Genomic DNA, 22,399 nt, shown 5'->3' on the forward strand with positions numbered 1-22,399 from the left:
AACGGGCGGTTACAGCGCGATGGCCTGAAAGCCGGCCAGCGGCTGGTTGTTGTCATCAAACAGGGTAAGCAACTCGCCGTCGATACGATAACCGGAGGCGGCTTTCAGGGCCTGCAAAAAGGCTTGTTCCCCTTCCATGTCCGGGCAGGCCTTGCGGGTGGTCGCGATGGGCCCGAAAGAGAGGCTGTTGTCGTCATGCTGGTAGCTGCCGTTGAGTCCGTTGCAGCCGGCGTTGCCGTGCACCTTGCCGTCGCTATCCAGGGTCAGGTAAGGCTGTTGTTCGCTATTGGCATCGACGATCTCGTCGCCGAGGGCGCTGAGCTGCCAACGGGTATTGGTCAGATTCGCGCCGGGCAGGCGGCAGTTGTCATTGCCGCTTTCCAGGGAATAGCTTTCCACGATGATGCCATTCTGGGTGCTGCCTTCCTGCGCACCGGGGACCTTGCGTGGCAGGCCGCTGACCGTGGCCACGCGCGGCTGCAAGGGGTACTCACGGGCGGCCTCAAAGGCGTCAATCAGGTCGTCGCGCTGGGGGCCGGCCAGTTGCAGGCGGCGATCCGTGTTGCAGAGGATCAGGCTGGTGGTGCCGTACTGATACACCAGAGCGCCGCGCAGGGTTTCGCTGGCAGTCATCACTGCACTGAGCGGCAGGGTGATGTCCGCAAACTGCCCCCGGTTAAATTTCAGTGGGGTGGCCTCGGATTGGAAGAACAAGCCACCGTCAGCGAGGATCTGGCTGCTCACCTGATAGGTGTTATCCGTGTTCACTGCGGTGGCCGGGTAGTAAAGCCGGAAGGGTTGATTGAGTGCATCGCTGGTCAGGGGGATCAGGCGGCGGATCACGGTGTCGTCGTTGCTGGTGAGCAGGGACACTGTCAGCACCGCCTTGTCGGGCAGTTCACTATTCTCTGGAAGTTTCACCTTGCCGCTCAGATGGCCCACGGCGTCGTTGGCCCGTTGATAGTCGCCGCTGAACAAGGGGCTGTCGACTTGCTGTTCCTCCCCGTCAGAGGGGGGGGCTGGGCTCAGACTGAGTGTGTCCTGCTGTTGTTCGCCGCTTGCATGCTGGGTTTCCACCGCCAGGCGGCTGTTATCCAGATAGCGGAAGGCGAAGCCGCTATCGTCATTTTCCCAGGTCAGGCCCTGTCGCTGGCTGTCGGCGGGGAGATAAAAATCGCCATTCTCCTCCAGCACCAGTATCTGTTCGCCGTTTTGCCAGGCACCCACCAGCGGGTTGCTGGTGTCCTCAGTGGCCGGTGGCGAGGCCGGGGGGCTGGTGTCATTATCGGTACAACCCAGAAGGGCCAGGCCGGTCAGGCAAAATACTGCAAGTTGCTTCATTGCGGGGTTCCTTGAAGGGGTTCCGGATCAGACGTGGATGGCAGTGGCAGGTTCCCCGGATCGGGGATGCGCACCAGTGCCATCTGTTCCTGAATCCACTTGGCCCGTTGTTGTACATAATCGGTCGGGCCCTTGAAATCATAGTAATTGGGGCGCGGCAGCATGGCTGCCAGTTGTGCTGCCTGGTCGATGCTGAGCTCGGCAGCACTGACCTTGAAGTAGTGTCTGGCCGCCGCTTCTGCGCCGTAAATCTGGTGACCCCACTGGGCCACATTCAGATACAGCTCAAGGATGCGACGTTTACTCAGGCCGACTTCCAGCATCAGCGCGATCATGGCTTCCTGAATCTTGCGGGTATAGCTGCGGGCGCCGGAAAGGTACAGGTTCTTGGCCAGTTGCTGGGTGATGGTGGAGCCGCCTGCCACTGGCTTGCCGGCCTCCAGGTTGCGCCGAAGGGCGTAACGGATACCTTGCCAGTCGAAGCCGCTGTGGTTAGTGAACTGGGCATCCTCGGAGATCAGTACCGAGCGTTTCAGGTAATCGCTGATCTGATCGTAGTCGCGCCAGTGCTGTTGTACCTGTCCCTGGGCCTTGGCTCGCTGCATATAGGCGCTGCCCTCCGGGTTGTGGTGCTGCAGGCGCAGCACCTGACCCAGGTACCAGAGCTGGGACAGGGTAAAGGCCACAAACAGCAGGGCCAGGCATTGTAGGATGCGGTATCGGAGCGTCATGGTCTGCAAGCCGGTTAGGCGATACTCCTTTGCGGGCAGCGACGGACTAGCCGCGGGCGAATGTTCGGATCATCGGCCCACTGATAGTCCCCCAATTGTCGGTGAAAGTTCCGGTTTTGTCAGGTGAGGCTGGCAAGTCAGGGTCAGCCAGTTCAAAAAGTGAACAGGGGATAACAATAACCGACAACGGACGTGAGCCATGCAGGATTTGCTGATTGGGGCAGCCTTGGGGGCACTGGCCCTGGCGATCATTCTTTTTCGCCGTGAGAGGGGGGCTCGAATCGCTCTGGCGGCACGGGAGAAACGCTTCCGTCTGACCATGGAGTATTCGCCCATTGCCATGGCGTTGATGGGGCCGGATGGCAGATGGTTGGCGGTCAATCGGGCTCTTTGTCAGCTTACCGGGTACCGGGAAGAGGCGCTGCTAGAGAGCACCTTTCAGCAGTTGATCTATCCGGATGACCTGCAGGATGATCTGCAGCAATTGGGTTTTTTGCTGGCGGGCCGGGTAGACAGCCTGCGCCTGGAAAAGCGCTATGTCACCCGGGTTGGTGAGCTGGTCTGGGTGCGCCTGTCCATTGCCGGTGTGTGTGAAGACGATAGCGTTCGCTATCTGATTGTTCAGTGCGAGGATATCCAGGCCGAGAAGGAGGCAGAGCATGCGCTGGCGGAAAGTCGCCGTCAGCTGCAACTGGCTCTCTCCGCAGGAGGGGTGGGTATCTGGCAGTACAACACCATAACCGGTCAGCTGGATTGGGATGAGCGCATCTACGAGATGTACGGTGTCAAACCCGGGCAGGAGGGCGATGGCACTCTGAAAATCTGGTACGACCGCATTCACCCGGATGACCTGGCCCTGCTGAGACCCAGGCTGCAGCAGGTGATGGAGGCCCCTGGCGAGCTGGACGGTGAGTTCCGCATCCTCACTCTCGCAGGCGAGGAGCGCTATATCCGTGCCCGGGCGGAAACCACCCTGATCGGTCCGGACAAGGTGCCAGTGATGGTGGGCACCAACTGGGATGTGACCGCCGAACGGGCCATGCAACACTCTCTGGCCCACGAGAAGGAAAGCCTGCGGGTGACCCTCAACTCCATTGCCGACGGGGTTATCGCCACGGATCAAGGCGGGCGGATTACTTTCATGAATCCAGTGGCAGAATCGTTAACTGGCTGGCGGGAAGAGGATGCCGAGGGTGAGCCCGTGGATAGGGTGCTACAGCTCAGTGATGAGGAGGGGCGGCCAACACTGACCAATCCCATTGCCGTGGCCCTGCGCGGCGGTGACATGTGCTTTCTGCGCGAGGACTGTTTTCTGCTGAGCCGCGATGGCAGCCGCTATGAAATCCAGGATTCTGCCGCGCCGGTGAAAACCGCGGAGGGTGAAGTGAAAGGGGCGGTGATGGTGTTTCGTGATGTGAGCCCCCGTCGGGCCATGCAGAAGAAGCTGCGCTACCACGCTACCCATGATGCCCTGACCGGCCTGACCAACCGGCGAGAATTTGAAAATACCCTGCAGCAGACACTGGATGACGGCATCGCTGAGCATAGCGTGTTGTGCTTTATCGATCTGGACCGCTTCAAGGTGGTTAACGATACCGCGGGGCATGTGGCCGGTGATGCCCTGTTGCGTGAATGTGCCCGGGTTATTGGTCGTCAGATTCGCGACGGGGATGTGGTGGCCCGGCTGGGCGGCGACGAATTTGGTCTGCTGCTGCGCGGTTGCCCGTCTGACAAGGCTGTGCAGATTGCCGAACGGCTGATCGCCGCCCTGGGAGACATCCGTTTCGCCTGGAAAGATTCTCTCTACGATATCGGCGCCAGCGTCGGTCTGGTGCAACTGGATGCTAATCTGATCAGCGTGGAAGAGGCCATGAGTCGGGCAGACGTGGCCTGCTACGCCGCGAAACACCGGGGACGCAATCGGGTTTCGGTTTACACCCCGGATGACAGCGAAGCCTCTCGCCGGCACCTGGAATTACAGATGGCGGCGGGTCTGCGCGAGTCCCTGGAGTCGAATCGCTTTCTGCTTTATGCCCAGGAAATCCGCCCGATCGGCGGGGAAACGGATGCCTCCCATTACGAAATCCTGTTGCGCTTGCGCGACCGCAATGGCGACATTCTCAACCCCGGTGCCTTTATCCCCGCGGCGGAACGCTACCAGATGATGCCGCACATTGATCGCTGGGTGCTCACCCAGGTGCTGGTCACGCTCAGCGAAGAACTGGCTGCCCTGCCGAACCTGCATCTGGCGATCAATTTGTCAGCCACCTCCCTGGATGATCCCACCTTTATTCCGTTTCTGGAAAACCTGCTTGATCGCACCACGGTGGCGCCCGAGCGGCTTACCTTCGAGATCACTGAAACCACTGTGGTCAATCAGCTGTCCAGTGCCAGCGAATTGCTGGCGCGGATTCGACAGAAGGGCAGCAAGGTGGCGCTGGATGACTTTGGCAGTGGCTTCAGCTCGTTCAATTATCTCAAGCACTTCCAGGTAGACTTCATCAAGATCGATGGCAGTTTCGTGCGCAACCTGCTCTATTCCAGTCTGGATCGCACCATTGTCGAATCCATCAGCGAAGTAGCCCACCGGCTGGGTGTGAAAACCGTGGCCGAATACGTGGAAGATATCGCCATGATCCCGGTGCTGGAGCAGGCCGGTGTAGACTTTGTCCAAGGCTATGCCATTGGTCGGCCCCAACCGTTGACCATGCTGTTCGAGCAACTGGTGGCATCCTCGTTACTCCCGGGACAGCAACTGCGACTGGTGAATCGGGACGCTTGAATCCGGCACGACGTGTTGGCGCCATGTTCGTCAGGCGCCAACAATGAGGGCTTACTCCTTACCCATGGCGGGCGGCGTCAGGCTGTCGTTCGCCTTCCACGTTTCCAGTTCCCGGGTCATGGAGGGTTGCGTGGTTTCTTTCTGCAGCTCCCGGATCTGTTGCTTGAGTCGCCCAGCGGCATCATCGCCACTAGTGCTGCCGTGAAGCCGGGTCTGCGGCACACTGCTAAGGCCGTCATAATCCACCCCGTAGTTATCGTTCTCCTCATAGACATCATCACCACGGATATAGTCATAACCCTCGGCATGCACGACGCCGACCAACAGACCGGCAGCTATCAATACGATTCGCACCATGGGGTTTCTCCCTGTCTGTTCCTTACCGGGTGGGACCGGCTCACCCGGGCCGGGTTCCTTCACCCGGTGGCCACTCCCCTGACGGCATCCTAAAGCTTTGTGATGTTGCGGGAGAGGTCGTGAAAGTCGGAATCATTCTGGGTGATCAGCTCAGCCTGTCCCTGCCCACGCTGCAGGCACTGGACAAGAACCATGACCGGCTGGTGATGGCGGAGGTGCCTGCCGAGGCCACCTACGTGGGCCATCACAAGCAGAAGATTGCCTTTGTCTTCAGCGCCATGCGCCACTTCGCCGCGGACCTGCGCGAGGCGGGCTGGCAACTGGATTACCTTGCCTATGGCGATCATGACCACACCAGTCTGCTCGATGTGCTGGTGCCGGTCTGTGAATCCGCTGAAGAGCTCGTGGTGACCCATTGCGGCGAATACCGTCTGCAGCAGCAGATCGACAAGCAGTGGCTCGAGCAATTGTCTTGCCCCGTCACCTGCCTGGAAGACAGTCGATTCCTCTGCGCCCCAGCCTTCTTCCGGCGTTGGGCCAGCGGCAAAAAACAGCTGCGCATGGAGTTCTTCTATCGGGAAATGCGCCGTCTTACCGGTCTGCTTATGGAAGGGGACGAGCCGGTGGGCGGGCAGTGGAATTTCGATGCCAGCAACCGCAAGGCCTACAAGGGGGAGGTCCCCTTGCCCGTGGACCTTTCTTTCCCTCGCGATGCCATCGACGCGGACGTGCTGGCGCTGGTGGAGCAGCACTTCCCCGACCACATCGGCAACCTGACCGATTTTCGCTGGGGCACCACCGCCGCCCAGGCACAGCAGGCGCTGGCACACTTTATCGAACAACGACTCCCGCACTTTGGCGATTTTCAGGATGCCATGGTCACCGGCGAAGACACCCTGTTCCACAGTCTGCTGTCGCCGTATCTGAACATTGGCCTGCTGGACCCGCTGGCGGTTTGTCAGGCCGCTGAGCAGGCTTACTGGGAGGGTCAGGCGCCACTCAATGCGGTGGAGGGCTTCATTCGCCAGATATTGGGCTGGCGGGAATATGTGCGGGGTATCTACTGGCTGTTGATGCCGGATTACGCCGCAGAAAACCGGCTCAACAATCAGCGTTCGCTGCCCGGTTATTACTGGAGTGGCGACACGCGCATGCACTGCATGTCGGAATCACTGCGCAACACCCTGGACCACGCGTATGCCCATCATATCCAGCGGTTGATGGTCACCGGCAACTTTGCCTTGCTGCTGGGGGTGCTGCCGGAGGCCATCTGCCAGTGGTACCTGGAGGTGTATGCAGATGCCTACGACTGGGTGGAGTTGCCCAACACCCTGGGCATGGTGATGCATGCGGATGGCGGCTATCTGGGTAGCAAACCCTACGCCGCGTCCGGCAGTTACATCAATCGCATGTCCGACTATTGCAAGCACTGCCAGTACAACGTCAAAACCGCCAGTGATGATGACAGCTGCCCGTTCAACAGCCTCTACTGGCATTTCATTCACCGCCACCGCAGCCAGTTTCAGAATAACCACCGTATGCGCATGATCTATCGCAACCTGGATCGCATGGACCCGGCCAAGGTCAGCGCCATGCTCGATCGGGCGGAGCAGTTGCTGGCGGACCCGGAGGCTCTGTGAGACGCGGCTGGAAGGGCAACAAGGCGGCGCTGCCGGAGAAGACCTGCCCGGTCTGCCAGCGGCCTTTCAGTTGGCGTCGCAAATGGGCGCGGCACTGGGAGCAGGTGGTGTACTGCAGTGAACGCTGTCGTCGTCAGGGGAGGCCACAATGATTACCGTGGTCTGGTTCCGTCAGGATTTACGCGTGGCAGACCAGCCGCTGCTGCAGCGGGCGGCCAGCCTGTCGCAGCCGATGCTGGGCCTGTATCTGTTGCCCGATCACTGGTTGCAAGCGGACGCGGACGGCATGGATCGGTTGGGCCCGGCCAAGTCCGCCTTTCTGCTGGAAAGCCTCGACGACTTGCAGGCGCAGTTGGCGCAACGCGGTCTGGTCCTGCAGTGTCTGCGGGCGGACCCGGTAACCCTGTTTGGCCACTGGCATGCCAGCCAGCCTTTGCAGGTGGTTACCGCGGTGGCCCAGGCCCCGGAAGAAGTCGCCATGATTGCCGCACTGCGACAGGCCGGCATCCGGGTTGTCGAGGAAGAGACCCAGACCTTGCTTGCCGCCGAGGCCTTGCCCTGGGAGGGATCGTTCCCGGCCACCTTCAGCCGTTTCCGGCGCAAGGTGGAGACCCGGGACGGTGTACCGGTCACGGTGCCGGACGGTCCTGCGCCGTCCCTTATTGCCGCCCAACGTCTGCCGCCTCCAGCCTTCGCCGAACCGGCCCGCGAACGATTGGAGAAACGCTGCCAGCACTGGCAGCGCAATCCCCGCGACTATTTTTCCCTGAGCGGTGGCGAGCAGGCCGGTCTGCAGTGGCTGGAGCATTATCTGTTTGAAAGCCGCAGCGTAGACCACTACAAGCAGACTCGAAATCAGCTGATTGGCGAGCACTACTCCAGCCGTCTGAGCGCCTTCCTGGCCTGGGGCAATGTGTCTGTGAGGCGGGCCTGGCAGCGCATTCTCGACTATGAGGCCGTTCAGGGTGCCAACCCGGGCAGTGAATGGCTGCGGGTGGAATTGCTGTGGCGGGAGTTCTATCACTGGTCGCTGCGGGAACACGGTGCGCGGGTGTTTCATTATGCCGGGCTCAATGATCAGGCTCCGCGGCGACCGGAACCGGCACCCTCGCTGGCGGGGGAGTACTGGCACCGTTGGTGTCAAGCCGAGACCGGGCTGCCCTTTATCGATGCCAACCTGCGCGAACTGATGACCACAGGCTATGCCTCCAACCGGGGGCGGCAGAACCTGGCCAGCTTCTGGGTCAACGATATGGGGCTGGACTGGCGTCGGGGCGCCCGCTGGTTTCAGCATTACCTGGTGGACGATGATGTGGCTTCCAACTGGGGCAACTGGGCCTACATCGCCGGGGTGGGCCACGATGCTCGCGGCGGTCGACGCTTCAGTCCCACCCGCCAGTGCCAGCAGTACGATCCCCGGGGCGAGCATCTGCATTACTGGTTGCACGCCCTGCGGGGACTCTCTGCGCGTCAGTGTTTGTCACTGCACTTCACCTTTGGTCAGGCGGATCCGTTGCCCGATTACCCGGCGGCCATGCTGCCGCTTCTTGCTGTGGATCGGACACTGGCATGACGGTGCAAGTGGTCTGGTTCAAGCGCGACCTGCGCGCACATGATCACGGCCCGCTGACCCGTGCCTGTCGGCAGGGCCCGGTGTTGCCGCTGTATATCCTGGAGCCGGCGTACTGGCAGCAGCCGGACACCAGCCTTCGGCAATGGCGTTTTGTGGCGGAAAGCCTGCGCGATCTGCGCGGGCAACTGGCCCGGCTGGGGTTGCCCCTGTGGGTGCTGGAAGGGGAGGCCGTCACCGTGCTGGCGGGCCTGCAGCAACGGTTTGGTGACATGGTGCTGCACAGTCACGAGGAATACGGCGGCGCCTGGACCTACGCCCGCGACCGGGCCGTGAAGCAGTGGTGCCGGGAGCAGCAGGTGCCGTGGCATGAGGAGGCGCCTTTTGGTGTTCAACGCCCCTGTCTGGACCGGGATCACTGGGGCGCACACTGGCAGGATTTCATGACCCGACCGCTGGCTACGCTGCCGTCCACTATTCAGGCGGCAGCCCCCGCCGATCCCTGGCCGGATTTGCGCATCGCCCGAGGTGCAGACCGTTCCGACTGCCCGGGGCGTCAGCATGGTGGCACCGATACGGCGGAACCGGTTTGGCAGAGTTTTCTTGAGCGACGGGCACGGGGTTATCGTGGCGGCATTAGTGCGCCGCAAAAAGCGGAACACTGCGGCGCGCGCATCAGCCCCTATCTGGCCTGGGGCTGTCTGAGCCTGCGCCGGGTGGTGCAGGAGACCTGGGAGGCGCTGGAGCAGGAGGATGACCCGGCCCTGCGGGCGGGGCTGTCCGCCTTTGAATCGCGCCTGTGGTGGCACTGCCACTTTATCCAGAAACTGGAAGACCAGGTGTCCATGGAGACCTGCAGCGTGCATCCGCTATTGCGCAACCTGCGCGATGGGCCGGTTAACCGGCAGTGGTTGTCGGCCTGGCAGAGCGGCCACACCGGCTGGCCGCTGGTGGATGCGGCCATGCGTTATCTGCACCACCATGGCTGGATCAACTTCCGCATGCGCGCCATGCTGGTGTCCATGGCCTGTTACCCGCTCTGGTTGCACTGGCGGGAACCGGCGCTGCATCTGGCGCGCCTGTTTGTGGATTACGAGCCGGGCATCCATTTCCCCCAGGTACAGATGCAGGCCGGCGTCACCGGCATCAATGCGCTGCGCATGTACAACCCCACCTTGCAGGCCCGCAAACTGGACCCGGATGGCACCTTTATTCGCCGCTGGGTCCCCGAGCTGGGCAAGGTCTCGTCCACCTGGATTCATCAGCCCTGGCAGATGGGCCCGCGCCAGCAACGGGACGCCGGCGTGGTGATCGGGCAGGATTACCCGGCACCGCTGGTGTGTTTCGAGACAGCAGCGAGGCAGGCCCGCAAGCATCTGGCGGAAGCTCGCCAACAGGCAGGCTTCCGGGACGAGAGCCGGATGGTCAACCAGCGTCACGGTAGTCGACGTCGCCGGTCGCGCCGTGGCGGCAAGCCGGACAAGTCGCAGTTGTCCCTGTTTTGACAAGGCGGGGAGGTATTGGCGATTGAAGAAACGCGGTAACGATCCAACCGGAAATCTTTAACGCCATGGCCGTATTACCCCGAGATCCAGCCTTTCCTTATCACCTCCTCACCGGGTGAAGGCCCGCCGCCGGGTTCTACTGGCGCATATCGAAACGAAAAAACCACCGCAAGCGGTGGTTTTTCGTTTCCGGGCAAGGCGTGTTTAACGCGGGCTTGCCAACAGCGTATAAGCGCCGGAGCCGCTTTCCGCTGTCACGCGCCAACGGTAAGTGCCACTGCCCACCGAGCCGCTCAGTTCGGCCACGCCGTTCTGCGGTTGCGCGCTGCTCACCTGGGACCAGCTGCAGGCAAACAGGAAACAGCTACGTTGCTCCAGTGCCAGCGAGAAGGCACCACCGGCAGGGCTGTACAAGAAGGCTTGTACATTGCCGCCACCGTAGCTGAAGCCTCCGGACGGCAGAGTCGTGGAGCCACCGTTACCCAGGCTGCCCTCATAGCGGGTGCACTCGGGGCAGGGATTGCTGGTGTCTTCGCTGGTCACGCTCTTGTCGATGCTGGCGGTCTGGTTGGCGGTGTCGGTAACGGTCAAGGTCACGGTAAAGCTGCCGGCAGTGCCGTAGTCATGACTGATCTGCTCGCCGCTAGCGACGTTGCCATCACCCAGGGTCCAGTCCCAGGCAGCCACACCATTGTCATCGCTGCTGCCGCTGGCATCGAACTGGCAGGCAGTGCCGCTGCACTGGGCGGTGAACGCGGCCGTGGGCAGGCGGTCCGTCACGGTGCCGCCATCGTCTTCATCCACCTGCAACAGGCGATTGGGGGACTGGCTGCCCGCATTGCTGATCATGCCGGTAGCACTGCCATCCTCCAGCGCAGTGAATACCTGCTGCGGGCTGGCACTGGGGTTGGCTGCCAGATACAGGGCGGCTGCACCCGCTGCGTGGGGCGCTGCCATGGAAGTGCCGTTCAGGCGTGCGGTCTGGGTGTCAGATTGATACCAGGCCGAGGTAATGTCGCTGCCCGGGGCAAACAGGTCCACACAGGCACCGAAATTGGAGAACGAGGAGCGTTGGTCGGTGCGGGTGGTAGCCCCCACAGTCAGGGCTTCGGCTACCCGGTTGGGAGAGCCGCTGCAGGCGTCGCGGTTATCGTTACCGGCGGCTACCACCATGCTCACCCCGGCGGCCACGGCGTTGCGTACCGCCGTATCCAGAGCGCTTGAGTTGCCTCCGCCCAGAGACATATTGGCCACCGCCGGTTTGCGGTGATTGCCGGCCACCCAGTCCACCCCGGCGATCACACCGGAATTGCTGCCGCTGCCGTTACAGTCCAGTACCCGCACCGGCGCAATCTGCGCCTGCTTGGCCACCCCGTACACGGTGCCCACGGCAGTGCCCGCCACATGGGTGCCGTGGCCGTTACAGTCATTGGTGTTGGCTGGATCCACGCTGCCGCCACCAAACAGGAAGCCGCCGCTGCTGACAAAGTTGCGGCCCGGGCTGACGCGTCCGCTGAATTCGTTGTGGCTGGCCCGCAGGCCGGTATCAATCACATAAACGGTGACATCATCGCCGGCACTGTTGGGGTACTGGTAGCTGCCATCCAGCGGCAGGGCGGGCTGGTCAATGCGATCCAGCCCCCAGGTAGCGTTCGCCTGGGTGGCGATGGCCTGCACCTGACGGTCCGGTTCCAGGCCGATCACGCCGGGCAGCTGGCCCAGCAAGGTAGCCTGCAGATCTGTTAACCGCACTGTCATCCCGGTAAGCGCATGTTGGTAGGTATAAAGCACTTCACCGCCGCCAACCGTGGCCAGCAGGGTGCGAATGGCCGTGGTCAGGTCCGTGACTCCAAGGCGCTCAATAATGTCCGGGGCCAGGGTCACGATGTATTGATTGTCGATGATTTCATTTTGCGTTTGTGACGCAAAAGACGGCGTATCGTCTGCCCACACCGGGTTGAGTACACTACCGCCCAGCAGCACCGCCAGCAGGGCGCCAAGACCTGTTTTTCTCTGCATGAAAATCCCTCCACGAAGTCGTGCCCCGACGCTAATTAGTACGCTCGTATCTCTCTATGGTGAGGCTGTGTCTTTTTGTTGCGTTGAAAGGAGTTCAACGGGCTGGAGGGCTTGTGATCACTGGGGCTGAGCCGTTTTGTGATCTGGGTGTGAAGGCGGGGTGAGTGAAGGGCTAAACCAGTCCTCCCAGTGCCGATACGGTTTTCCAGGCGAGCATCTGCATATGTTGGGAGTTCACCGATGGCCGTGCCATACAGGCAAACACCATGTCGCCCACCGGCCAGATGCAGATACACCCTTCCCGGCAACGGATGAATATTTCCTCGCTATGCCCCAGCCGTAACCCGTCGAGTACCCGGTCACAGGCTTTCTTCATCTCGAAGAACAACGCACTCTGCTCGTCATAATCCAGCCCCTCCCCAATATGCACCACCGGCAGACCATCATGGCTGATCAGCGATACCAGCAGGATGTCATCGGAGGAATCGTGGAGTGCCTGCAGGGGCGGTGTGAGGGTGCTGAGTTTCATTATTGTTATCCATCCGTGACGGCTCTAAGGATCAGCTTAGCGATGGAGGGTCTGGAATCAAGGTGGTTTGGCGATTTCGCCAGGCCCGGCAGAACGATGGGTATGCCCTCCGCATCCCGTTTCCAGGTGCCGGATCGGCCCGAAAACGGGATTGCATCCAGAATGTCCGGCTACCCAAAAACGGTACTGATCAGGTAGGCCGTGTACCCCACGTAAGCCGCCAGCAGCAATGCGGCCTCAATGCGGTTGATACGGCCTTGCCCCCGGAACCCGTAGCCAATGACGAATAGCGACAGCGTCAGCGCCGCCATGACCAGCATGTCCCGGTTGAACACCTCCGGCCCCACCGCCAGTGGATGAATGGTGCCGGCGATCCCCACCACGGCAAGGGTGTTGAACAGGTTGGAGCCCAGGATGTTACCAAGGGCGATATCGTGCTCGCCCTTTCTGGCGGCAATGATCGACGACGCCAGCTCCGGTAGCGAGGTGCCCACCGCGATGATGGTCAGGCCTATGATCATGTCGCTGACACCGAACCCCTGGGCAATCTCCACCGCGCCCCAGACCAGCACCCGGGAGCTAACAATCAACAGTAGCAGCCCGGCCACCAGCCAGAAGATGGCCCGGCGCAGGGGCATGGCGCGCACGTCCAGTTCTTGCTCAATCTCGTTGGCCAGGGCATCTTCTTTCTTGCGCATGCCCTGCCAGATCGTCCAGCCCATCAAGGCGCCGAATACGCCGAGCAGCACCAGCGCATCAAACCGTGTGATTTCGCCGTCCAGTAGTTGCCATGCGGCCAGGCCGGTGACCAGCGCAAGGATGGGAAGCTCCTTGCGCAATACCTGTGAATGCACGGCGATGGGGCTGATCAGGGCGGTAATCCCCAGGATCAGGGCAATGTTGGTGATGTTCGAGCCATAGGCGTTACCCAGCGCGATGCCCGGATTCCCCTGGGAGGCGGCCAGCGCGGACACCACCATCTCTGGCGCGGAAGTACCGAAACCGACGACCACCATGCCGATCAACAACGGCGGCATACCGAAGTGGGACGCTGTGGAGGCGGAGCCCTCCACAAAGCGGTTGGCGCTCCATACCAGAAGCAATAAACCAAATGCGATAGCGGCAGCGGCCAGAATCATGGGAATCAAGTGCTCCTTTACCGTTAAACGTTGGTGGTTGGTCGGGCTTTTGCGAGTGATAGAAGGCCAATGGTCTGGCAGGGGACGTTTTGATACTCACATCCTTTATTACTTGAGAGTGCCAAGCCTTTCAATGTGATTCGCGATCTTATGGGCGAGGAAGGTTGCGGTATCAGCAGATGGGTCCACAAAGAAAAAGGGCTACCCCTCGCGGGATAGCCCTTTTCTTTGTTTGGTGGAGCCGGCGGGAATCGAACCCGCGTCCGTCAGCAATCCATCTGCAGATCTACATGCTTAGCCATGTTTATTGATTTAAGCCTTCACAGCCCAACTGGCAGGACGTGAAAGCCGAGCCCCTAAGGGTTTTAACAGCGCCATCCGGGGCGGACTTTGCTGCGAGCCTGTGTTGCGATGCTCGCCGCTCTTCCCCACAGGCAGGGTCGATTGGCGATAAGCAGGGTTTAAGCTGCTAGTGCGTAAGAATCGTCGTTTGCGATTACTTTAGTGTGCCACAAATGTTTTACGAGACTCGTGACCTTCTCGGCATGCACCACAGAATTCAGTACCGGCGTCGAATCCAGGTCGGCCCCTGTGATGGGTTCATTGTAGGTGATGGGGGCGGGGAAGTCGATTAACAAGTGGGGGTGGGGCAGTTCCGGATCGACCATATTGTGGGGGTAAACGGCATGAATGACGTTCTAAATGTAATCAAACTGTGAAAAGTGTTACCTGAATACACATGTCTTGTCTGACAATCAGACTCGGAATACTTGTTTTGTCATTTTTCAGGCGCACTATACGAGTGTCACCGCGGCATTGTGTCATTGTCCGATGGTGAGGTTGAGCAAGCGATGCTCAGGTAGCCACAAGCCACCATGAAACATCCTGCTCGAAATTGTGTACCACACAATGGCTTTACAGCGAGCCTTGAAATAGACGTTATATGAAGGCCGCTGATCAAAGCATTGTCGTTCATTAAAGGAGAAAGCCGATGAACACGATCTTTCGGTCAGCAGGGCAAGTTTCCGAGAAGGCACTGTCGCCTTTGAAGGCTCAGCCGCTGCTCTACAGAGCGTTGCAACTGGTGTTCGCGCTGGCTGCTTATGCAGGTGGTGTGTACCTGGTGGAACTGGCGACGCCGGAAGCACGTCTTCCGGTAGTACTGTTCGCCGTTTACTTCCTGCCTGCGGTGCTGCGCGCCTGGCTGCAGTTTTACTGGCAGCTGCGCGGCGACAGCCGGGCTCAGGACGTGAACACCCATCAGTCGGTGTAACGCCAACCGGTATAGTCTGAAGACAGTGTCACGCGTGCAGGGGGCGGCCCGTTAACCCGGGTCAGCTGCCCTGCCGCATCAGACGCTGCTTCTGACGGTTCCAGTCGCGCTCCTTCTCGGTGGCGCGTTTGTCAAACTTCTGCTTACCCTTGGCCAGGGCGATATCGCACTTGGCGAACCCTTTCTTCCAGTACAGGCTCACCGGTACGCAGGTGTAGCCCTCTTTCTTTACGCCACCAAAAATGCGCCCCAGTTCGCGACGGTGCAGTAGCAGTTTGCGGCTGCGCACCGGATCCGGATTGACGTGGGTGCTGGCAGTGATCAGGGGCTCGAAGCGGGCGCCGAACAGGAAAGCTTCCCCGTCCTTGAGCAGAACGTAGGCCTCGGTCAGGTTGCCTTTGCCGGCACGGAGTGACTTCACCTCCCAGCCTTCCAGTACCAGGCCGGCTTCGAAGTGCTCTTCCAGATGATATTCGTGGCGTGCCTTGCGGTTTTGCGCAATGGTGGCCGACGGCGCTTTGGCTTTTTTCTTGGCGTTTCCCATAGGCGAGCGATTATAGAGCATGCGTTTGGCGGCTGACAGGGCTTTGTCTGCCCAGGCGAGCGAGAGTTGTGACGTACCCTTACTTGAGCCGTCCAGTTAAAAAAAAGACAATAGCGCCACGCTATCGAGGGTAATCCTGTTATGAAGCAAGAGATCAAGCCGGTCCATGGCATGTGGGCCAGCCGTTGGGTGTTTATTCTGGCGGCGACCGGGTCGGCCGTGGGGCTGGGGAATATCTGGCGTTTCCCGTACATCACCGGCGAGAACGGTGGTGGTGCCTTTGTGTTGCTGTACCTGCTGTGTATTGCGGTGGTGGGCATTCCCATCATGGCGGCGGAGGTCATGCTGGGCCGTAAGGGCGGACTAAGCCCGATCAACTCCATGCGCAAGGTGGCGGCGGACAGCAAGGTGACCCAGCGCTGGGCGAGCATCGGTTACCTGGGTGCGCTGTCGGCGTTCCTGATTCTGTCATTCTATTCCGCAGTGGCGAGCTGGGCGCTGTATTACGCCTGGGAAGCCGCACGCGGCGTTTTTGAAGGGGTCACCGCTACCCAGTCGGAGGCCCATTTCAACGATATGCTCGCCAATCCCGGGTTGCTGCTGGGTTATCACACGCTCTTTATGGTGCTGACCATGGTGGTGGTGGCCCGTGGGGTGAAAGGTGGCCTGGAAAAGGCGGTGCAGATTTTGATGCCGCTGTTGTTCGTGCTGCTGGTGGTGTTGGTGGGCTATGCGGCGACTACGCCGGGTTTCAAGGAAGGGGTGAGTTTCCTGTTTGCCTTTGACTTCTCCAAGTTGACCGGCAAGGCAATCATTGTGGCCGTCGGCCAGGCCTTCTTTACCCTGAGTCTGGGCATGGGCGCGATCATGGCCTATGGGGCGTATATGCCCAAAGAGGTGAAGGACAAGAAGACCGGTCGTAGCCGGCCGGTGTCGATCATGTCTACCGTGGCGATCATTGCGCTGCTGGACACCCTGGTGGCGCTGGGCGCTGGTGTGGCCATGTTCCCGCTGTTGTTCTCCAATGGGCTGGAAGTGAGCCAGGGCCCGGGCATGATGTTCGTGACCCTGCCGCTGGCCTTCGGCCAGATGCCGGGCGGTCTGCTATTCGGTTCCCTGTTCTTTGTGCTGGTGGTGTGTGCCGCCTGGAGCTCATCCATCAGTCTTGGCGAGCCTGTCGTGGCCTGGTTGGTAGAGCGGGGGCTCAAGCGCTCGATGGCGGCACTGGTAGTGGGCCTGGGGGCCTGGCTGCTGGGTGTAGGTTCGGTGCTGTCCTTTAATGTGTGGAAAGACCACACCTTCCTGGTCGGTACCTTCTTCGACAATATGGAGTTCCTGTCCACCACGGTGATGCTGCCGCTGGGTGGTCTGCTGATCGCCATCTTTGCTGGCTGGGTGATGAAGGAAACCCAGGCGCGCAAAGAGCTGGCCATGCAGAACTTCAAGCTCTATTTGGTATGGCGGGCGCTGGTGCGGATTTTCTCCCCGGCGGCGGTGATTGTGCTGTTTGTCTATTCCATCTGGGCGACCTTTACGCCGGAAGAGGAGGCGCAGGCTGCAGATGCGCCGGCTCAGGAACAGCTGGATTCGGTCAGCAGCGAGGCGCCGGCGGAGGATAAGCCGGCGCCACTGCCGCAACAGGATGCCGTTGAGGTGCCGGTGGAGCAGGAGTCGCCCTGATGGCAGAGGATGCGCGTATTCATGTGGAGGTGGCCTATGCCCTGCCAGACAAGCAGCGTCTGATCGGCCTGGATGTGCCGGAGGGTACCACCATGCTGGAGGCCGCAAAGCTGTCCGGTATTGAGGAACAATTCGAAGGGTTGGTGCTGGACAAGGCGCCCATGGGGATTTTCGGCAAGGTGATTGCTAATCCGGCCGGGCAGGTGCTCAAGCCAGGTGAACGGGTAGAGATTTACCGCCCGCTGCTGGCAGACCCGAAGCTCAATCGCAAGAAGCGGGCGGCAGAAAAGGCCCGCTGATCCAGGCTGTCAGGCTGCAGGCTGGCCCGGGTCGCTGGGTTCCTGGGGTTGGGTTTCCGGATCCGGGGCCTGTTGCTGGGTGGCAGGGGCCGGCTCCGGGCTGACGTCTTCCCGCTTGCGCTCTTCCAGTTTGCGCTGCAACTCCCGGTCCTGTTGCGAGCTGGTTTTCTTGCGGAAGTCTTCAATGACTTCGCCCTCATGGTGGTTGTAGCTGCCATTTTCGAAGTGCAGCACAATCTGCTGACTCACCTTGTCGCCCTTGCCGGGGCGGTAGGTCATCAGATAAAACCATTTGTCAGGCGTGAACGGGTCCACCAGGGTGGGGGCGCCGAGCACATATCGCACCTGCTCCGGGCTCATGCCGGGTTCGAGCTCGTCGAGCATTTCCTCGGTGACGAAGTTGCCCTGCGGAATATCGATCCGATAGACGCCGGGAAAGCGCAGGGTGCTGCAGCCAGTGGTGGCCAGCAGGGCTGTCAGAATGAGGGCAACTGGAATTCGTGGCATGGTTTTTCGACTTCACAAAGTGTTCGGGCGATAATACAGACTTGCAGTAGCGGTACAAGTTTCCCGCTTTTTTTCATCGCCCCTGAATCTGAGGCGGCACTGACTTGCGTCAGGTGCGGCGGTAAAGTCATGGATTCAGGGGCATCGCCACCTTTTGGCAAATTGGAGCATACGCATTGGATAATCAGGATCTCAGAAAAGCGGGCCTTAAAGTGACCCTGCCGCGGGTGAAAATCCTGCAGCAACTGGAGAAGTCCGAAGAGCGCCATCTGAGCGCGGAAGACATCTACAAGTCGCTGATGGACGCCGGCGAGGATGTGGGGCTGGCCACCGTCTACCGGGTGCTGACCCAGTTCGAGCAGGCGGGGATGGTGCTGCGTCACAACTTTGAGGGCGGCTCCGCCGTGTTCGAGTTGGCGGACGAAGACCACCACGACCACATGGTGTGCATGGAAACCGGCCAGGTGATCGAGTTCATGGATGAGGTGATCGAGAAGCGCCAGCACGCCATCGCCGAGGAACACGGCTACGAAATCATGGACCACTCGCTGGTACTGTACGTCAAGCCGAAGAAGTAGCGAGAAGTCCGCTTTATATCGCACGCGGGTGAGTGCCTGCGTGTGACACGAGGCTGCCCCTCTCCCTTGTAAGCGCCCTTAACGCCGTTGGAGCCATGCTTGCCATGGCGAAAGCCTCTCGGCGGGCACGGCACGGTGATCGGGGGTCTTCGCTTTGCAAGCAAAGCTCCAACGGCGTTAAGGGCGCTGCTTTCGGTATCAGTGCGCGGCCACCGGCCTGTCTGAGCGCGTTTGCCCTGCCCGCGTCGCTGTTAACTCTTCACTATTAACTGTTCACTGCCTTTCTACGCTGCCTGGGCCTTGCTCAGCATCTCTTTGGCATGGTTGCGGGTGGATTCGGTGATTTCCACGCCGCCCAGCATGCGCGCCAGTTCCTCGATTCTCGCGTTGTCATCCAGCCCCTGAATACGGGTATGGGTGGTGTCGTCGCCCTGAATCTTGTGTACCTGCCAGTGCTGGTGGCCCTGGCTGGCCACCTGCGGCTGGTGAGTGATGCACAGCACCTGGGCGTGGCTGCCCAGTTCACGCAGCAACCGGCCGACGATCTCGGCCACGCCACCACCGACGCCCACGTCCACTTCATCGAATACCAGGCTTGGCACCGTCAGGTTGCGGGCGCAGATTACCTGGATCGCCAGGCTCACCCGTGACAGTTCACCCCCGGAAGCTACCTTGCCCAGGGGCTTGAGGGGCTGGCCCGGGTTGGCAGAGAACAGGAATTCCACCTCTTCCAGGCCATCGCCACCGGGGGCGCATTCGCCCAACTGGGCCTCCAGTTTGGCGGCTTTCATGCCCAGGGCGGTGAGCTGTTTCTGTACCTGCTGGGTGAGGGTCTTGGCGGCACTGCGGCGGGCCTTGCTGAGCTGGCGGGCACAGTCCATGTACTGCTGCTGGGCGGCGGCTTCCTGCTCGGAGAGGGCGTGCAGGTGGGCATCCACATTGCCCAGGGCGTCGGACTCCGCCAGTAGTTGCCGGTGGTGCTCCACCAGTTCTTCCGGGCGGATGCGATGTTTGCGGGCCAGGGTGTAGCTCTGGCTGAGGCGTTCTTCCACCTGGGCCAGGCGCTCCGGGTCCAGGTCCAGCCGTTCCAGGTAATGGCGCAGATCATCGGCGGCGGCTTCCACCTGGAGACGGGCGGACTCCACCGTGTCGGCGATGGTGGCCAGGCCTTCATCCTGATTGCGGGCGTCGTCCAGCCAGTGGCTGACCTGGCTAAGATGATCGTTGCAGGTACCGTCTTCGCCTTCGTAAAGGGCGTTGAGAGACTGCTGGCAGGTGCGAATCAGGCTTTCCGCGTTGCCCAGCCGCTGTTGTTCCTGCTCCAGCTGTTCCAGTTCGCCGTCTTGCAGGGCCAGGGCGTCCAGCTCTTCCAGCTGGAAACGCAGCAGCTCTTCCTTTTCGTTCTGCTCGCGGGCCTGATTCAGGGCGTCGTCGTGGGCGCGGCGGGCCTTTTGCCAGTGGCGCCAGTGTTCGCGCACGGTGTTGGCCAGATCGCGGGCGTCGGCGAAGTTGTCCAGCAGCTGCCGGTGCGCGTCTTTCTTCATCAGGGCCTGGTGCTCGTGCTGGCTGTGGATGCTGATCAGCCGCTCACCCAGTTCACGTACTTCCGCCAGTGGGGTGGGGGTGCCGTTTACATAGGCCCGGGAGCGACCATCGGCACGGACGGTGCGGCGCAGCAGGCACTGGTCATCGTCATCCAGCTCCCGATCGGCCAGCCACTGGCGGGCGGTCGGGTTGTCGCTGACATCAAAGGTGGCGAGCACTTCCGCCCGGTCGTGGCCGTGGCGGACAATGCTGGAATCGGCCCGATCGCCCAGGGTCAGGCCCAGGGCATCGATGATCACGGACTTGCCCGCCCCGGTTTCCCCGCTGATCACGGTGAGGCCGTTTTCCGGCTCCAGTTCCAACTGGTCCACGGTGGCAAAGTGACGAACGCTCAAATGGGTCAGCATGGTATCTCTCCGAAACGGGCGAGCTGTTTGGCGGTTAGCGGTTGGCCGGAGCCTGTATCACCTGGGTGCCGGCCAGCAGATCGTGCAGGCAGCGGCGGTCAGCGCGGAAGATCAGCAGCGGGTCGACAAGCATGATCAGGTTGACCCCGGGCACCTGGGCAAGCACATGGAACAGCAGGTAGCGCAGGCCATAGAGCTTGCCGGCGGGCACTTCGGCTTGCTCCATGCCGATGATTTTCATGCCCAGCAGCCACTTGCCGATGGTCTGCTGGCGGTTGAACAGCAGCCAGCCCTGCAGAGCCAGGAAGATCACTTCTCCGACGATAAACCAGACCAGGGTGGTGGTCAGGTCGAGGACCCCGTTATTGGCCATCATGTCGGCCCAGCTGCCGGAAAAGAACACGATGGGGGCGATAATGGCTCCCTGGATCAGGCCGTCGATCATGGCGCCGAAAAAACGATGCCAGCGACTGGCAAGCACCGGATTGCCTCGGGATGGGTGATTTTGCGCGTCGGCAGTGGGGCTCTGGTAGGGGTTGCCGTTGTCGGTCATGGTGACGCCCTTGTTACGATAACTGTTCTTTTGGTCAGTGGTTCTAATCTTAGGGGATTCCGGTCGTCAGTGTAAGCCCCTGATAAACTCCGAACGAGAAGGCTATATAATGTCGTACTGAATTTCTGGTACATATACCGCTATGACGAAGCTGGATCTCAACGAACGCAAACAACGACTGCTGATGGCGCTGGTGGAGCGCCATATCCGCGATGGGCAACCGGTGGGGTCGAAAACCCTGGCGTCCGGAAGTGGCCTGACGGTCAGCCCGGCCACTGTTCGCAACATCATGGCGGAGCTGGAAGACCTGGGCGTGCTTGCCAGCCCCCATACTTCAGCTGGGCGCGTGCCCACGGAGCTGGGTTACCGCTTGTATGTGGATTCCCTGCTGGCGTCCAGTGTCATGGAGCGCCCGGATCACCGGTCGCTGAAAAAGGAGCTGCGTCAGCTGCTGGCCCCGGAGCAATCTCCCCAGGAGCTGATTGCCCAGGCCTCACGGACCCTGGCAGAGCTGACCCGCATGGCCGGGCTGGTGGCGGTGCCGCGCCGGGAGGTGACAACCCTTCGGCAAGTAGAGTTCTTGCCGTTATCGGGCAAGCGGGTGCTGGTGGTGCTGGTGGTCAACCGGTCTGAGGTTCAAAACCGCATCATCCATACCGACCGGGACTACGACGAGGCGGAGCTGCGCCAGGCGGCCAACTATATCAATCACACCTATGGTGGCTGCGATCTGAACAGCATCTGCGATGGGCTGCTGAACACCATGAATGCGGACCGGGCGCAGATGGATGCGCTGATGCGTACCGCCATGGAGGTGGCCGACAAGGCGTTGCGTAGTGAGCCGGAGAGCTCGGATTATGTGGTCTCCGGCGAGTCCAACCTGCTCAAGTCCGCTGAGGCGGATAACCTGCATCAGCTGCGCGACCTGTTCGACGCCTTCAACCACAAGCGCGATATCCTGCACCTGCTGGAGCGCTCCATGAAGGCGGACGGGGTGCAGATCTTCATCGGCCGGGAATCCGGCTTCCAGCCGTTCGAGGACTACTCGCTGATCTCCGCCCCCTACAAGGCAGACAACGGCCCGGTGGGCGTCCTCGCCGTGGTCGGCCCCACCCGTATGGACTACGAAAAGGTCATCCCCACCGTGGATATCACCGCCAAAATCCTCTCCGCGGCCCTAACTCAGCTTTAGGAGCCAGCCTGCTGGCGATAATCGCCTGCAGGCAAGCTCCTGGGGATTCTTTGCGTTTTAAGCGGTTCGCCAGCTCATTCTCCCGAGCGTTTGTGCGCGGCCATCAGGGTTTCAGCGCCACTCTCAGTCATCCCGCGCCGCTATTAACTATTCACTATTAACTGTTAACTGCCCTCCCACCCCCTTGAATCCTGCCCATCTGTTCCCA

General features: G+C 60.8%; 20 protein-coding genes and 1 other RNA gene. 10 read left to right on the plus strand and 11 right to left on the minus strand.

Features of this window, described 5'->3' with window-relative positions; all coding sequences use genetic code 11:
• Positions 1-9: 9 nt before the first annotated feature.
• Both KZ772_RS15470 and mtgA read right to left on the minus strand, forming a co-directional pair.
• Positions 10-1,341 carry an META domain-containing protein gene (locus KZ772_RS15470; protein WP_290537403.1) on the minus strand — a complete coding sequence of 444 codons (1,332 nt, stop codon included), beginning with the start codon at positions 1,339-1,341 and terminating at the stop codon, positions 10-12.
• Positions 1,338-2,072, minus strand: a complete 735-nt coding sequence (gene mtgA / locus KZ772_RS15475; RefSeq protein ID WP_290537404.1) for a monofunctional biosynthetic peptidoglycan transglycosylase — start codon at positions 2,070-2,072, stop codon at positions 1,338-1,340. Before mtgA ends, KZ772_RS15470 begins: the two co-directional genes overlap by 4 nt.
• Before the next feature lie 199 nt (positions 2,073-2,271).
• On the opposite strand from mtgA, the gene KZ772_RS15480 reads away from it, so the two are divergent.
• Positions 2,272-4,854, plus strand: a complete 2,583-nt coding sequence (locus tag KZ772_RS15480) for an EAL domain-containing protein (RefSeq protein WP_290537405.1) — start codon at positions 2,272-2,274, stop codon at positions 4,852-4,854.
• Positions 4,855-4,905: 51 nt separating this feature from the next.
• Here KZ772_RS15480 and KZ772_RS15485 read toward each other — a convergent pair whose 3' ends face one another.
• Complete coding sequence (locus KZ772_RS15485) at positions 4,906-5,211, minus strand: hypothetical protein (RefSeq protein ID WP_290537406.1); 306 nt, start codon at positions 5,209-5,211, stop codon at positions 4,906-4,908.
• A 119-nt stretch (positions 5,212-5,330) separates the two neighbouring features.
• On the opposite strand from KZ772_RS15485, the gene KZ772_RS15490 reads away from it, so the two are divergent.
• Genes KZ772_RS15490 through KZ772_RS15505 form a run of 4 tightly spaced genes read left to right on the plus strand, consistent with a single transcriptional unit; the run spans position 5,331 to position 9,926 of the window.
• A complete protein-coding gene (locus tag KZ772_RS15490; RefSeq protein ID WP_290537407.1) occupies positions 5,331-6,851 on the plus strand; it encodes a cryptochrome/photolyase family protein in 1,521 nt (506 codons plus the stop codon).
• A complete protein-coding gene (locus tag KZ772_RS15495; protein WP_290537408.1) occupies positions 6,848-7,003 on the plus strand; it encodes a DUF2256 domain-containing protein in 156 nt (51 codons plus the stop codon). Before KZ772_RS15490 ends, KZ772_RS15495 begins: the two co-directional genes overlap by 4 nt.
• Complete coding sequence (locus KZ772_RS15500) at positions 7,000-8,424, plus strand: DASH family cryptochrome (protein ID WP_290537409.1); 1,425 nt, start codon at positions 7,000-7,002, stop codon at positions 8,422-8,424. The genes KZ772_RS15495 and KZ772_RS15500 overlap by 4 nt, the downstream gene beginning before the upstream one ends.
• Positions 8,421-9,926 carry an FAD-binding domain-containing protein gene (locus tag KZ772_RS15505; protein WP_290537410.1) on the plus strand — a complete coding sequence of 502 codons (1,506 nt, stop codon included), beginning with the start codon at positions 8,421-8,423 and terminating at the stop codon, positions 9,924-9,926. The genes KZ772_RS15500 and KZ772_RS15505 overlap by 4 nt, the downstream gene beginning before the upstream one ends.
• A 204-nt stretch (positions 9,927-10,130) precedes the next feature.
• On the opposite strand, the gene KZ772_RS15510 is transcribed toward KZ772_RS15505, so the two are convergent.
• The 4 genes from KZ772_RS15510 to ssrA form a co-directional block, all read right to left on the minus strand.
• Entirely contained in the window at positions 10,131-11,945 is a 1,815-nt protein-coding gene (locus KZ772_RS15510) for a S8 family serine peptidase (protein WP_290537411.1), read from the minus strand.
• A 172-nt stretch (positions 11,946-12,117) separates the two neighbouring features.
• Positions 12,118-12,474: a roadblock/LC7 domain-containing protein gene (locus KZ772_RS15515; RefSeq protein WP_290537412.1), complete on the minus strand. Its 357-nt coding sequence runs from the start codon at positions 12,472-12,474 to the stop codon at positions 12,118-12,120.
• Between the two features lie 170 nt (positions 12,475-12,644).
• Complete coding sequence (locus tag KZ772_RS15520) at positions 12,645-13,613, minus strand: calcium/sodium antiporter (protein WP_290537413.1); 969 nt, start codon at positions 13,611-13,613, stop codon at positions 12,645-12,647.
• 233 nt (positions 13,614-13,846) lie between these two features.
• Positions 13,847-14,203: a transfer-messenger RNA gene (gene ssrA / locus KZ772_RS15525) on the minus strand.
• A gap of 401 nt (positions 14,204-14,604) precedes the next feature.
• Between ssrA and KZ772_RS15530 the strand changes: the two genes are divergently transcribed.
• Entirely contained in the window at positions 14,605-14,886 is a 282-nt protein-coding gene (locus tag KZ772_RS15530; RefSeq protein WP_290537414.1) for a hypothetical protein, read from the plus strand.
• Between the two features lie 61 nt (positions 14,887-14,947).
• Here the strand turns inward: KZ772_RS15530 and smpB are convergent, their stop codons facing one another.
• Complete coding sequence (gene smpB, locus KZ772_RS15535; protein ID WP_290539491.1) at positions 14,948-15,430, minus strand: SsrA-binding protein SmpB; 483 nt, start codon at positions 15,428-15,430, stop codon at positions 14,948-14,950.
• 141 nt (positions 15,431-15,571) lie between these two features.
• On the opposite strand from smpB, the gene KZ772_RS15540 reads away from it, so the two are divergent.
• Positions 15,572-17,110, plus strand: coding sequence for a sodium-dependent transporter (locus KZ772_RS15540; protein WP_290537415.1), 1,539 nt, complete (start codon positions 15,572-15,574; stop codon positions 17,108-17,110).
• The gene (locus tag KZ772_RS15545; protein ID WP_290537416.1) at positions 17,110-17,409 is read left to right on the plus strand and encodes an RnfH family protein; all 300 of its coding nucleotides are present in this window, start codon (positions 17,110-17,112) and stop codon (positions 17,407-17,409) included. The genes KZ772_RS15540 and KZ772_RS15545 overlap by 1 nt, the downstream gene beginning before the upstream one ends.
• 9 nt (positions 17,410-17,418) lie before the next feature.
• On the opposite strand, the gene bamE is transcribed toward KZ772_RS15545, so the two are convergent.
• Entirely contained in the window at positions 17,419-17,916 is a 498-nt protein-coding gene (bamE, locus tag KZ772_RS15550) for an outer membrane protein assembly factor BamE (protein ID WP_290537417.1), read from the minus strand.
• A gap of 176 nt (positions 17,917-18,092) precedes the next feature.
• Here bamE and fur point away from each other — a divergent pair, with 176 nt between their 5' ends.
• Positions 18,093-18,494: a ferric iron uptake transcriptional regulator gene (gene fur / locus KZ772_RS15555; protein WP_062817094.1), complete on the plus strand. Its 402-nt coding sequence runs from the start codon at positions 18,093-18,095 to the stop codon at positions 18,492-18,494.
• Positions 18,495-18,778: 284 nt separating this feature from the next.
• On the opposite strand, the gene recN is transcribed toward fur, so the two are convergent.
• Positions 18,779-20,446 (minus strand): DNA repair protein RecN, encoded by a 1,668-nt coding sequence (gene recN / locus KZ772_RS15560; RefSeq protein WP_290537418.1) that lies wholly within the window; start codon positions 20,444-20,446, stop codon positions 18,779-18,781.
• A 34-nt stretch (positions 20,447-20,480) separates the two neighbouring features.
• On the minus strand, positions 20,481-20,999 hold the full coding sequence (locus tag KZ772_RS15565) for an RDD family protein (protein ID WP_290537419.1): 519 nt from the start codon (positions 20,997-20,999) through the stop codon (positions 20,481-20,483).
• 142 nt (positions 21,000-21,141) lie between these two features.
• Between KZ772_RS15565 and hrcA the strand changes: the two genes are divergently transcribed.
• On the plus strand, positions 21,142-22,191 hold the full coding sequence (gene hrcA, locus KZ772_RS15570) for a heat-inducible transcriptional repressor HrcA (RefSeq protein ID WP_290510596.1): 1,050 nt from the start codon (positions 21,142-21,144) through the stop codon (positions 22,189-22,191).
• The last annotated feature ends 208 nt before the right edge of the window (positions 22,192-22,399 follow it).

The sequence above is a fragment of the Alcanivorax sp. genome, assembly GCF_019431375.1.
GTDB lineage: Bacteria > Pseudomonadota > Gammaproteobacteria > Pseudomonadales > Alcanivoracaceae > Alcanivorax > Alcanivorax jadensis_A.